7 protein-coding genes and 1 pseudogene are annotated in these 12,857 nt (G+C 71.9%); 4 read left to right on the forward strand and 4 right to left on the reverse strand.

Translation table 11 applies throughout. The annotated features are described in order from the left end of the window. Positions 1 to 71: 71 nt before the first annotated feature. Positions 72 to 1,313, reverse strand: coding sequence for a lipopolysaccharide biosynthesis protein (locus ABZY89_RS23825; protein WP_355231272.1), 1,242 nt, complete (start codon positions 1,311 to 1,313; stop codon positions 72 to 74). Between the two features lie 171 nt (positions 1,314 to 1,484). On the opposite strand from ABZY89_RS23825, the gene ABZY89_RS23830 reads away from it, so the two are divergent. Together ABZY89_RS23830 and ABZY89_RS23835 are read left to right on the forward strand one after the other, a co-directional pair. Beyond that, complete coding sequence (locus ABZY89_RS23830) at positions 1,485 to 3,188, forward strand: hypothetical protein (RefSeq protein ID WP_355231196.1); 1,704 nt, start codon at positions 1,485 to 1,487, stop codon at positions 3,186 to 3,188. Between the two features lie 20 nt (positions 3,189 to 3,208). Then, positions 3,209 to 3,364, forward strand: a complete 156-nt coding sequence (locus tag ABZY89_RS23835; RefSeq protein WP_160024268.1) for a hypothetical protein — start codon at positions 3,209 to 3,211, stop codon at positions 3,362 to 3,364. 85 nt (positions 3,365 to 3,449) lie between these two features. Here ABZY89_RS23835 and ABZY89_RS23840 read toward each other — a convergent pair whose 3' ends face one another. After that, complete coding sequence (locus ABZY89_RS23840) at positions 3,450 to 4,607, reverse strand: glycosyltransferase family 4 protein (protein WP_355231198.1); 1,158 nt, start codon at positions 4,605 to 4,607, stop codon at positions 3,450 to 3,452. 134 nt (positions 4,608 to 4,741) lie between these two features. Between ABZY89_RS23840 and ABZY89_RS23845 the strand changes: the two genes are divergently transcribed. Both ABZY89_RS23845 and ABZY89_RS23850 read left to right on the forward strand, forming a co-directional pair. Then, a complete protein-coding gene (locus tag ABZY89_RS23845; protein WP_355231199.1) occupies positions 4,742 to 5,539 on the forward strand; it encodes a class I SAM-dependent methyltransferase in 798 nt (265 codons plus the stop codon). Beyond that, on the forward strand, positions 5,506 to 9,753 hold the full coding sequence (locus ABZY89_RS23850; RefSeq protein WP_355231201.1) for an alpha-(1->3)-arabinofuranosyltransferase family protein: 4,248 nt from the start codon (positions 5,506 to 5,508) through the stop codon (positions 9,751 to 9,753). Before ABZY89_RS23845 ends, ABZY89_RS23850 begins: the two co-directional genes overlap by 34 nt. Before the next feature lie 17 nt (positions 9,754 to 9,770). Here ABZY89_RS23850 and ABZY89_RS23855 read toward each other — a convergent pair. Both ABZY89_RS23855 and ABZY89_RS23860 read right to left on the reverse strand, forming a co-directional pair. Beyond that, positions 9,771 to 10,838: pseudogene (locus ABZY89_RS23855) on the reverse strand (acyltransferase); the annotation flags it as partial. Further along, a complete protein-coding gene (locus ABZY89_RS23860; RefSeq protein WP_355231203.1) occupies positions 10,838 to 12,760 on the reverse strand; it encodes a hypothetical protein in 1,923 nt (640 codons plus the stop codon). The pseudogene ABZY89_RS23855 and the gene ABZY89_RS23860, both read right to left, overlap by 1 nt. Positions 12,761 to 12,857 lie beyond the last annotated feature (97 nt).

The raw sequence follows: 12,857 nt of genomic DNA on the forward strand, positions 1-12,857 counted from the left end.
GGGCGTGGTGCTCTAGCCGCGCCCCCCCCCACAACTGCCATCTCGGCCGACGTAACTGACGCTTCGGCGGGTCAGGGGCGGTGAGGGGTCTGGTTCAGTCGCCAGAAGGTGACCGCGAGGAGGACGGCGGCGAGGACGGCGTCGACGCTGAGGACGGCCCAGACGAGACCTTCGACGGTGGTTTGCATCGCGCCGAGGGCGAGGGCGGCGGCGACGGCCATCCAGAGGAGGTATGCCGAGAGCCGGCTGCGCCGGGCCAGGACCGAGTAGACGAGCAGCTGGAGCACGGACAGGACCATGCCGAGGATCGCGAAGACCCAGAGCAGGCCTTCGATCTCGGCGTAGTCGGGGCCGCCGATGAAGATCAACGCGAGCCACGAGAGCAGCCAGGATCCGGCGATCGCACACGCGCCGAGCCCGCCGACGAGCGCGAGCGACTTGATCAGAGCGGAGCGGCGGCTGGCCTCGGCCGACATCGACGGGAAGGCGATGATCACCACGAACTGCGGCAGGAACAGCACCGCCTTGGTGAGGATCAGGCCACCTGCGTACAGGCCGGAGTCGTGGTCGGAGAGCACGTTGCGGGCGATCAGGATGTCGACATTGGAGAGTGCGAAGAAGCCCAGTAGCGCGAACGAGCCGTGCAGCATCTCGATGACGACAGGCTTCACGGGGCCGATCGCCCCGGCAGGAGGCGTACGCCGCCGCAGCACCCACCACCCGACGACCGCCGGCGCGAACTGGGCCAGCGCCACCCCGGCCATGGCGGCACCCTCGGTGGGACGGATCCACATCGCAGCGGTCGTGACGACGACACGGGGGATGCCGAGGGCCAGGTAGACCATAGCGAGGCCGAGCCAACGGCGCTCGCCCTGCAGCACCCCGGCCTGCCCACCCATGATCGTCAGCGGCACGGCACAGACGGCGACGAGCAGAGCCGGATAGATGGAGTCGAGCCGCAGCACCCGCCAGACCAGTGGCGAGGCGGCGAGCATGACCACCCCGAGGACGATGGCCGCCCGGTAGGTCGCCCGCAGTACCGTCCGCTCGATGGCGCGTTCCTGACCGGGTGTCTCGGTCACCCGGCGTGATGCCGTCGCCTGCATGCCGAGCTGGACCACGCCGACCACCATGAGCAGCGACATCATCGATGCCACTCCGCCGTACTGGCTGGGGCCGAGGATCCGGGCGGCGATGATCTGGAAACCGTAGGTCGCGACGTTGGTGACCATGATGCAGACGGCGAGGAAGCCGCTGCTGCGGATGAGCGCGGACAGCCTGCGCCGACGGGCGCTGGTCGGGCTGTCGGTCATCGTGGGCACTTGGAAAGCCTAGGGTGCGGCGGGTCACATGCCGGCACCGGCATCCGCCCAGGACCGGAACTCGATCGCCACAACTGACGTCTCGTCCGACGTAACTGACGTCTCGTCCTGCCGGGGTGACTTCTCGGCGGGGCGGGCCTGGGGAGGGCTTAGGGTTGCCGCGTGATTGAACGGGCGGCCCCGACCCTGTGGGCGGGTGTGCTGGCGGTGCTGATGCTGGGGCCGGCGCTGGGGGCGGGGTTCGTGCTCAGCTACGACATGGTGTGGGTGCCGGATCTCGCGCTGACCCGGGATGTGCTCGGCCTGGGGTCGGGGCTGCCGCGGGCGGTGCCCTCGGACGCCGTGATCGCGGTGCTGGACGAGGTCGTGCCGGGTCTCGCGCTGCAGAAGCTCGTGCTGGTGGGCGCGCTCGTGCTGGCCGGGGCGGGGGCCGCGGAGCTGGTGCGGGAGCGCTCGCTCGCCGCGCGGCTGGCGGTGGTGAGTCTGACCGTGTGGAGCGCGTACGTCGCCGAGCGGCTGTGGATGGGTCACTGGCCGATGCTGCTGGCCTATGCCGCGGTGCCCTGGCTGGTGCTGGCCGGCCGCCGTTGGGTCGCGACTGAGCCCAGCCCGGCCGGGCGCGGCCCGGTGTGGCTGCTCCCCGTCCTGTTCGTCGGGAGCCTGAGCGCCAGCGCGGGGCTCGTGTCGGCCGCAGTACTGCTCGCGACCGGTCTGCGCCGGGGCCGGCGACCGGTGCTGCTGCTCGCGATGGTGGCCGCGGTCAACGCGCCCTGGCTGATCGCGGGCCTCACCCACGCGGGGGAGGCGGCGTCGGCGACCGGGTTCGAGGTCTTCGCGCTGCGCGGCGACGCCCTGCCCGCCCCGCTGGCAGCCCTGACCCTCGGCGGGATCTGGAACACCTCGGTGGTCCCCTCGATCCGCGAGAGCTGGCCGGCCTGGGTGGCCCTGGCGCTCCTGGTGGCGCTGATCGGTGCCGGACTCCGGAGGTGGTGGGTCGCCGACAGCCAACGGATCGCGATCCTGGGGCTGTGGGTGGCGGGGATGGCGATCGCCGTCGCCGGCTGGGCGGCACCCGAAGCCCTCGACGACCTCGCTCAGGACATTCCCGGTCTCGCACTGATGCGGGACAGCAGCCGCCTGCTTCCGCTGTGCCTGCCGCTGCTCGTCCTGACCGTCGCGGCTGGGGTCGACGCGCTACGCGACCGGCTTCGCGGGACCGCACCCCGATGGGCCGCCGCCGTCGCCCTGGTCCTCGCCCCGATCGCCGTGCTTCCCGACGCCGCCTGGGGGCTCGGCGGCGGCATCGGCACGGCCGACTACCCGACGTCCTGGCAGCAGGCCGGCGCGACGCTCGCCGAGGAGACGGCACCGGGTGACGTACTCGTCCTGCCCTGGTCCGCCTATCGAGCGCCGGCATGGAACGAGTATCGTCCCGTCCTCGATCCGCTGCCGAGGATGCTGCCCAGGGCGAGCGTGACCAACGGCGACCTCGTCATCGGCCAGACCGAGATCGAGGGGGAGGACCCGCGCGCAACGGCCGCCGCCGAGGCTCTCGCCGCACCGGACCCCGAGGCGCGGGCGGCCGAGCTGAGCCGCCTCGGGATCGGGTACGTCATCACCGACCGCACCGCTGGAGAGGCGCCGCAGATAGCGGGCGAGACGGTCCACGACAGCGGCGACCTGGTCCTGCAGCGGCTGCCGGGGGAGGCGACCCCGCCGGCAGCGTACGCCATCGGCCCGGTGACGCTGACGGCGGTGATCGTCGCGTGGGTGGCGTACGGCCCGGTCTGGCTCGGAGCCACAACATCAACAGTTCTGCTACTGATCAGTATTGTTCGCCGGCCGGCTGCTAAAGTTCGCCGCTAGGAGAGGGAGGTCACATATCCATGGGCAACATCATTGCCATCGTCGCCAGCATTCTTGTCGGCGGCGGAGTCGCCGCAGCGACCATCGTCGGAGTCGTCACCAGCAGCACGGACAACACCGTCGAGAATCCTCCGAGCGTCTCTGAGTCGACGGTTCAGTACGGCACCAACGACTGAGCTCGACAAAGCGAAAGAGGCCCGGCGGTGATCCGCCGGGCCTCTTCTCTATATCGACGACAGTCTCTACGACAGTCCGGAGCAGTCAGTCCGCGCTGACCACGTGCCCCTGGAGGGCGGAGGCGAGCACGGCGTTGAAGTTGAGCTGGCTCTGCTCCCAGGTGTGCTTGCGTGCGTGCCACCGGGCACCCTCGGCCAGCTCCTTGCGGCGGATCTCGTCGCCGAGCAGGTGGTCGAGCGCGGCCACGAAGCCGGCCTGGTCGTCGACCAGCACCCCGGACTCGCCGTCGTCGATCGACTCGGTCGTCCCGCCCGCGTCGCGGAAGGCGACGGTCGGGGTGCCGTGCTGGGCGGCCTCGGTCACGACCAGGCCCCAGCCCTCCTTCAGCGACGGCAGTGCCATCAGCCAGGAACGCTCGTAGACCGACTCCTTGGTCTCCTCGTCGACATGCCCCAGCATCTCGACGAAGTCGTCGGCCCCCACCCGGGAGACGTACGCGGCCAGCTCGTCGGCCCACCAGCCGCCGCCCACGATGCTCAGCCTCAGGTCCGGGTAGGTCGCCCGCAGCGCCACCGCCGCGTCGACGGCGAGCTCGACCCGCTTGTGCGGCACGAGCCGTCCGACGACACAGATGGAGGGGTGCTCGGTCTTCGCCGGCCGGTCGCTCAGTGCCGGCGCGGCGCCGTTGTGCACGACCGCGACCCGGGCGGGGTCGACGCCGAGCGTGGCCAGCTCGGCCCGGGTGGCGCGGGAGACCGCGACGTACTGCTTGTGGCGGTAGAGCCGCGGCGCGAGCCACGACTCGACCCACCAGCCGATCCGTCCGGACAGCCCGGGATAGACCACCGGCCACTGCTCGCGGTGGACGTGGTGGACGAGCACCGTGACCGGCGCCCTGGTGCCGAGCGGGCAGAAGAACGGGAGCCCGTTCTGCACGTCGATGACCGCGTCGACGCGGCCGATCGGGCCCAGCCGGCCCAGCGCCAGCAGCAGCACGCCCCACAGGTAGATGCTGAGCTTGCCGCCGCGGCGGACGTAGCGGATACCGTCGCGCTCCTCCCGGGCACGCGCCCCTGGATAGGTGGCGGTGAACACGGTGACCCGTGCTCCCGCGCCGACCAGGCCGGCCGTGATCTGGTGGAGATAGTGCTCGGCTCCACCGGCTTCAGGGTTGTCCGTATCGCGCCAGCTGAAGACCGCCACATGGCGTCCCTCCAGCTGCGCTCCCTCGTTGGCGCGCAAAACTCAGTTCTCCCCTGACTCGCAGTTTCCCCGCACTGAGCGCTCCCTCCCCAGGGGTCACGCAGTTACCGGAGAGTAGGACACTTCGTGACCAAATGCACACCCGTTGGGGTAATTCGGTTAGGGTTCCCGCCGTGCCGAACCTCCTCGACCCCCGGAGCGGGGACCAGATCGACGCCCCGGTCGGCAGCGGCTGGCGGGCGACGCTGCGGCGCTCCGTACGCCTCTTCAGCGACTTCCGCGTGGAGCAGACCGATCCCGCGCGCTTCTACACCGCGCTGGCGGCAGACTCGGTCGGCCAGCTCGCGCACTACACCGACGGTGAGACTCTTCAGGGCACCGTCCTGCTCGACGTGGGCGGTGGCCCGGGCTACTTCCGCGACGCCTTCATGAAGGCCGGCGCGACCTACCTCGCGCTCGACGCCGACGCCGGTGAGATGCAGGGCGCCGGGATCGTCGCCGAGGGCAGCATGCTGGGCGACGGGATGCGGCTGCCGGTCCGCACCGGCTCGGTCGACGCCTGCTACTCCTCCAACGTGCTCGAGCACGTCCCGACCCCGACAGCCATGCTCGACGAGATGCTCCGCGTCACCAGGCCCGGCGGCGTCGTCTTCTGCTCCTACACGCTGTGGTGGGGTCCCTGGGGCGGCCACGAGACCAGCCCGTGGCACCTGCTCGGCGGCCGGTACGCGCGCCGCCGCTACCTGCGCAAGCACGGCCACGAGCCCAAGAACAAGTTCGGCGAGTCGATGTACGCAGCGACCGCCTCCGCCGGGCTGCGCTGGGCGCGCGCCCAGCGCAAGGCGGGCAACGCCGAGATCCTGGCTGCGGTTCCGCGCTACCACCCGGCGTGGGCGGCGTGGCTGATGCGGGTCCCGGTGGTGAGGGAGGTGCTCTCATGGAACCTCCTGCTCGTGCTGCGCAAGACGTGACCCCGGACCGACCCAGCCCCACTTCAAAGCTCAGGCTCGTCGCGTACGTCGCGATCCTGACCGCGATCACGTTCACCCAGGCCCCGGGCCGGATCGTCGCGGACACCAAGTTCGACCTCAGCGCCGACCCGTGGACCTTCCTGGCCCGGGCGCTGAACATGTGGGACGCCCAGGGCGCCTTCGGCCAGGTGCAGAACCAGGCGATCGGCTACCTGTGGCCGATGGGCCCCTTCTACGGTCTGGGCCAGCTGGCGCAGCTGCCGGACTGGGTGATCCAGCGGCTGTGGTGGGCGCTGCTGCTCAACCTGGCCTTCCTCGGCGTGCTGGCGGTGGCCCGCGAGCTGCAGCTGGGGCGGCCGTGGGCGCAGGTCGCGGGTGCCGCCGCGTACGTCCTGACGCCACGCGTGATGACCATCCTCGGCGCCAACTCGGCCGAGCTGTGGCCGACAGCGATCGCGCCGTGGGTGCTGCTCGCGGTCATCCGGGCCAGCGGCACCACCACGACCAAGGACCTGGTGCGCTGGTGCGCCGTGGCCGCCCTCGCGGTCGCCTGCGCGGGCGGGGTCAACGCGACCGCGGTCTCGGCGGTGATCGTCCCGGGCGTGGTCTTCCTGCTGACCAGGACCGGCGCCCGGCGGTTCGCCGCACTGGCGCTGTGGGGCGTGTTCACCATCCTCGCCACCCTGTGGTGGACGATCCCGCTGGTTCTCCAGGGTCGCTACATCCCGCCCTTCCTCGACTACATCGAGACCGCCGCGGTGACCTCCTCGACCACCGGCCTGCTGCCGACGCTGCTCGGCACCTCCGACTGGGTGGCGTACGCCGACCCGCTCTACTACCCGGCCGGGCAGAGCCTGCACGCCACGCCCTTCCTGGTTCTCGACGCGGCCGCCGTCGTCGCCATCGGGCTCGCCGGGCTGGCCGGGATCGGCCGCGCGCGTCGCCACCCCGAGACCCGGTTCCTGATCGGCTGTGTGCTGGCCGGCGCCGTCCTGGTCGGGATCGGCTACACCGGCGCACTGGCCGGCTGGGGAGCCGAGGCCCGTCAGGACCTCGTCGACGGCGCCCTGGCCGCGGTGCGCAACAGCCACAAGTACGACGCGGTGCTCCGTCTCGGGCTCGCCGCCGGGGTCGTGCTCACCGTCGAGACCATCCTCTTCCGCGCCGAGCTGGCGCGAGCCTCCGGGACGGCCACGAAGGCCGCGCAGTGGCTCAGGACGGTGTTCGTCATCGCCGTGGTGGCCGCACTGGCCGGCCTGGCGGTGCCCTGGGTGCGCGGCCAGGTGCCGCCACCGGGGTCGATCGAGAACGTCCCGACCTTCTGGACCGACGCCGCCGACTATCTCTCCGAGAACGACGACGGCGGGGTGACGCTCGTCGTCCCGGCCGCCCGGTTCGGCGACTACCTGTGGGGCAGCACCCATGACGAGGTCATGCAGCCCTACGCCGACTCCCGCTGGGCCGTACGCGGCGTGGTGCCGCTGGCCGAGCCCGGCAACGTCGTCTGGCTCGACCGGGTCACCGAGGAGATCGAGCGCGGCACCCCCAGCGCGGACCTCGCCCCGATGCTGGCCAAGGCCGGCGTGACCCGGCTGCTGGTACGCAACGACCTGCACTGGGGCACCACCGGTGCCCCGCCGCCGTCCCTGGTGCACGCCACCCTCGCCCAGTCGCCCGGGCTGACCCGGGAGGCGAGCTTCGGCACCGAGTTCGGCAACACCACCTACCACCGCGAGAAGGGCACCCGCGTCCTCGTCGACGGGGGACTGGCCGGGGAGTACCCCCCGATCGAGATCTACGAGGTCGACGGCGCCACCTCCGACGGCACCCTGATCCCGGCGAAGACGACCGTGATGGGTGACCCCGGCGAGCCCGCCAGCGGGGCACCCGCGGTGCTGACAGCCGACGACACCCGGTCGGCCGCCGACGGCTCCGAGGAGAGGGCCGACGTCATCCTGACCGACGGCCAGCGGCGGCGTACGACCCTCTTCTCCGGGGTCCGCGCCAACTCCTCCGCGACCCGCACCGCCGAGGAGGGCGTCGACTCCGACCAGCCCGAGAGCTTCCACCGCTACCTGGAGGACCAGGAGCGGTGGCAGAGCACCGTGGTCTGGCGCGGGGTCGAGGCCGTGGAGGCCTCCAGCTCGGCAGCAACCCCGGAGGAGGTCCCGGTCGACCGTGGCCGGGCGCCCTCGGCGGCCCTGGACGGCGACCCCGACACCGCGTGGCGCACCGAGACCGGATGGGACCGCACCCCCGAGGGCGCCTGGTTCCGGGTGCGCTTCGAGGACGAGACCGACCTCGGCAAGGTCACCATCACGATCCCCGCGAACGTCGTCGGCGTCGAACGGCTCGAGCTCGTCGCCGGTGCCCAGATGCGCAAGGTCTACGCGCCGCTGCCGGGGGAGGAGGCGACGTACGACCTCACCGGGTTCAGTGCGCGCAACCTCACCATCACCGCCCGCGGAGCCACCGCCTACGGCCCCTGGGGGATCAGCGAGCTCGACATCGAGGGCGTCGACGCCCAGCGCCTGGTCGCGCTCCCCGAGCCGCCGGAGGACACCACGATCCGCAAGATCCGGCTCGGTCGCGACACCGACCGCAGCGGCTGCATCGACCAGGGCGGGGTGCTCTACTGCGAGCCGTTCCTGGCCGCCAACGGCGACGACGGCGACAACCTGGACCGGCTCATCACCCTCACCCGCGGGCAGTCGTTCGACGTCACCGGGACCGTGTCGCTGCGCCGCGACCACGCCTACGCCGCGGCGGCCGCAGCCCTCGCCGGCGTGGACATCACCGCGCCTAGCAGCGGGGACATCGCCCAGTCGGCGCTCGCGATGGCCGACGGTGACGACGGCACGTCCTGGCGGGCGCCGTCGACCGGCCCGGCCACGGTGAGCCTCCAGCTGCCCGAGCGGCAGCGGATCAGGTCGCTTCGGCTCGTGGTCAACAAGGCCGCCCCGGTCAGCATCCCCACCGAGGTCGAGATCACCGACCTGCGCCGCCCCAAGCGCACGGTCACCCGCGGGGTCGACTCCGACGGCGACGTCGCGGTGCCCAGCGGCTGGCGCACCGACCGGCTCCGGATCCGGATCACCGAGACCGACGCCGCCTACGACCAGCCGTCCAGCATGGCCGACGCGAGCGAGCTGCCCGCCGGCATCTCCGAGCTGGAGGTCAACGGCCGTCCGCTCGGCGACGGGACGCTCCGGGCAGGCTGCGCCGACGGTCCTCGCATCCGCGTGGGCGAGCGGGTGCTGCGTACGGCGGTCAACGGGTCGCTCTCCGCCCTGCTGCGTGGTGGCGAGCTGCCGCTGAGGGTCTGCGGTACGGCCCCGATCAACCTGTCCGCCGGTGAGAACACGCTGCTCGCCGATCCGGTGAGCGCGCTCCGTGTCGACAGCCTCGAGCTGAGCGCGGAGGTGATCGCGGACGCGGAGTCGCCGGAGGCGGTCGAGGTGGAGCGCGATGAGCGTGACGCCGCCGTTTCGGCGACGGTCTCCGCCGAAACCTACGACCGGGTCCTCGTGCTCCCGCAGAACATCAACACCGGCGCCACCGCGACCCTGGACGGCAAGGTCCTGCGCGCCCAGCGGGTCGACGGCTGGCAGCAGGGCTGGATCGTGCCCGCCGGCGCCGGGGGAGAGGTACGTTTCGGCTTCGCGCCCGAGGACACCTACCGTGCCGGGCTGATCGCCGGTGCGGGCGGCGCAGCGCTGGTCCTGGTGCTCGCGCTGGTGACCTCATGGCGCCGTCGCGGCACCCCGCACAGCCTGGAGCTGTTCCCCGTGGCCGCGCCGTGGCGGTGGTACGACGCCGGGCTGCTGGTCCTCGTCGCCGGTCTGCTCGCCGGCTGGTGGGGCGCCCTGGCCGCCGTGGTCGCCTGGCTGCTGCCGCGCCTGACCGGCCGCCGGCCGGCTCTCGTACGCCTCCTGGCCGCCGGGTCCGGGGCAGCGCTGCTCGCCGGCGCCCTGGCCGTCGAGATCCTCCCGACCGCCTGGGACCTGCCCTGGGAACCGCCCGCCTGGACGGCTCAGGCGTTCTCGCTGGTCGCGATCGTGCTGGTCGCCGCGGCCGCCGCGGTCTCACCAGGCTCCGACGCAGACTCAGACGTCGCCTCGGCGTCAGGCTCCGGCTCGGGCCGCCGCTTCGGCCGTCGCCCGGAGGGACGCCAGCCGCGCAGCCGCATCATCCGGCGCTCGAAGAAGATGTAGGACAGCGCCGCGATCGGAATGGTGACCGCGAGCGTCATTCCCAGGACCGTCCAGAAGCGGTCGTTGAAGGTGCCGAACCCGAGCAGCTCCATGCCCATCAGCAGCACGAACATGTGGATCGAGAAGACGCCGTAGGAGATCTCGCCCAGCGCGCTGGGCACCGGACCGGCCAACCAGCGGCGTACGGGGCCGTCGAGCTCGGGCCCGAAGACCAGCGGGAAGATGACGCACACCGCGACCGCGCCGTAGAGCACGCACTTGAGCGCCGACTCGGCCGGTGTCGGCGCATCCACCAGCCCGGTCGGGCCGGTGATCGGCGTGCAGGCCGCGACGAAGAGCCCCAGCGCCAGCAGCCACCAGCCGGCCAGGTCGCGCGCGGCAGCGTCCAGCCGCGCCCTCATGCCCGGGTCGACCGAGCAGGCCGCGAGCGCGGTTCCGGCCAGGAACCACGGCAGGTAGGCCGGCAGCCACTCGGCAGCGAACGGCTGGTCGAACCAGGTCCGGGCGCCGGCCGCGAAGGTCACGCCGCCGATCGAGAGCAGCAGGCAGACGACGAGCACGCGGCGCACGTCCAGGCGGTCTCGCGGCGTCAGCAGCCGCACCACCAGCGGCAGGGCGAGGTAGAAGGCGACCTCGGTGCACAGGCTCCACATGTGCGCCAGGCCGTAGGCGTGCGTGTCCTGGGTGTAGATCTGGGTCAGGGTGAGGTTGGCGATCCAGCCGCCGACGCCGACGTCGGAGTTCGCGGGTGCGGCGATCAGGCAGACGGCAACGACGACCCAGTAGAGCGGCAGGATCCGCAGCGCCCGCTTCCACAGGTAGCGTCCGGTGCTCGGCGGCGGAGCTCCAGCGGCGCTGGCCGCGAACCAGGGCCTGGCCAGCAGGAACCCGGAGACAACGAAGAAGAGCGCCACGCCGAGGTCGAAGTGGGCGAGCATCGCCCCGGTCCAGCCCTGCGGATAGCGCCCGGTGTGGAACGCGACGTGGGTCAGCACGACCATCAGCGCCCCGACGGCGCGCAGCGCGTCGAGCGTGAGGAATCGGCGATCCATATTGCCTGGGGCTTCGCTTCGGCCGACCATCATCAGCCTTCGTCCTCAGGCCCTGAGATCGGGTCGCCGAACGGCACCAGGCTGCCGACCTCGATGCCACCCAGGCAGGGCTTCGACCCCGGAGTCAGGCTCTGGAGGCTGATGGTGTCGAAACGTCCCTCGCCCGTACGCAGGTAGAGGCTGCGGAACCCGGGCTCGACCTCGACGTCGTAGGAGTGGTCGCCGGCGGTCACCCTCATCCGGCCCGCGTCCTTGGCGGCAGCCACGTAGGCGACCCGGATCCACCACCCGGCGCCGTCGACGCCGCCGTCCAAGCCCACCTGGAGCGGCGTCTGCCGCACGCGCAGCTTGCACTTGTCCAGGCTCGGCGTCGGGTCGACGGCGCCGACCGAGCGTCGCTCGGGCTCGACCAGCGCGGGCCGGATGTGTCCGTCCTTGTCGACCAGGTAGAGATTGTCGGTGCTGGCCCGGGGGAACGCCATCTTGTCCGACAGCGGCCGGAGCACCCGGCTCACCTGGTTGTAGGGGTACGACGCGCCCCAGACCATCCATTCGGGCACCGGCCCGTCCGCCATCGGCAGCGGCTCCTCGACCTCGGCCAGGTCGGCGCGGACGGTGTCGATGTAGCGCCGGGTGTTGTCGTCGTCGTGCCAGCCCTGGACGTAGGAGTAGGACGAGAAGAGCCCCAGCGCCGCGACGACCGCGGTCGCCACGGCGACCCGCCGGGGGACGTCGAGGAAGGGCGAGGTACGCGTCGGGGTGAGCGTCTCCACCGCCCCGCGCAACGGCAGCGTGGCCAGCGCGAGCGCCATCGCGGTGACCGCGATCGTGTCGGTGAGGTAGCGGTAGGCGAGCGCGATGTCGGCGCCGACCCCGCCGGCCCGGATGGCGGTGATCAGGGCGATGTCGATGACCAGGATGCCGCCGACCAGCGACCAGGCCCGCAGCGCGATCGAGCGCGTGCGGGCGAGCTCGAAGGTCAACAGTGCCAGCACGCCGACGGCGAGCACCGAGACCACCGCGCCGGGCTCGGCCCAGCCGGCGGAGTTGCCCTCGATCCACTTCCAACGCAGCGGCCCGCCGACCACGCCGGGCGCCCACGACTCCAGCAGGAACCGCTGGGCGACCAGCGCGAACCCGTTGGCGTCAGAGCTGCCCGACGCCTTCGACGAGCCCGCGCCCAGGGTGAGGTAGGCGACCACAGAGCCGATCGAGACCACCCCGTAGAGGAGCACACCGGGCAGGTAACGGCCCAGGATCGTCCGCAGCCGGGTCAGGATGTCGCCGGTGGCGAACCAGCCCAGCGCCAGCACGGCGTATGGCCAGAACAGCAGCATCGCCTTCTCGCCGAAGGCGATGGCGGCCAGCGTGATGAGCATCGCCAGCAGGGCCCAGCGGAACCGCCGCGTACGCAGATAGTTGAGGTGTGCCCACGACCCCCAGAAGATCGCGGCGAGGAACGGCAGCTGGGTGATCCCGGGACCCCAGGACAGGAACGCCGGCAGGCTGATCGAGCTGAACAGGAACAGCGCCAGCGGCGGCAGGATCCCGCGCCGCTTCCCGAAAGCGGAGCAGAGGAAGACCAGCGCGCCCAGGTTCGCGATCGCCTGCAGCACGAGGAGCTCGGCGGCAGGGTAGGCCCACGCGTACGGGTCGAGGCCGAAGTTGTAGGCCGTCAGCGCGAACGCTCCCGGCATCAGGTGTCCGGCGAACCCGTGGAAGAGCAGGTCGGCCGAGAGTCCGTCGGACATCAGCTTCGACATGAAGTTGGCGTCGTCGAAGCGGTACCACGATCCGCTCAGCGCCCAGGCGCGGAAGGCGAGCTGGGCCACGATCAGGGCGAGCGCGGTCGCCACGACACTTCGGGGAGTCGCGAGCAGGCCGTCGGCAGCGGGCGCGTCGGCAGGCCCGCCGGTGTGCCCGGCAGCAGTGGTGGTGGGGTGGGGGGAGGACACGAAGAGGAAGTGTCGCACAGCAGTTTGTGACCCGTTGCACACCTGCCCAGGTATTGCTGCTACGGTTCGCGGATCGAGGGGGGAACTGAGGCCTTGG

It is taken from the genome of Nocardioides sp. NPDC006303, assembly GCF_040613175.1.
GTDB lineage: Bacteria > Actinomycetota > Actinomycetes > Propionibacteriales > Nocardioidaceae > Nocardioides.

Coding starts and splice junctions, on each gene's coding strand:
- ABZY89_RS23825 (WP_355231272.1), bottom strand. CDS start 1,313: ATGACCGACAGCCCGACCAGCGCCCGTCGGCGCAGGCTGTCCGCGCTC.
- ABZY89_RS23850 (WP_355231201.1), top strand. CDS start 5,506: ATGGAACCTCCTGCTCGTGCTGCGCAAGACGTGACCCCGGACCGACCC.
- ABZY89_RS23835 (WP_160024268.1), top strand. CDS start 3,209: ATGGGCAACATCATTGCCATCGTCGCCAGCATTCTTGTCGGCGGCGGA.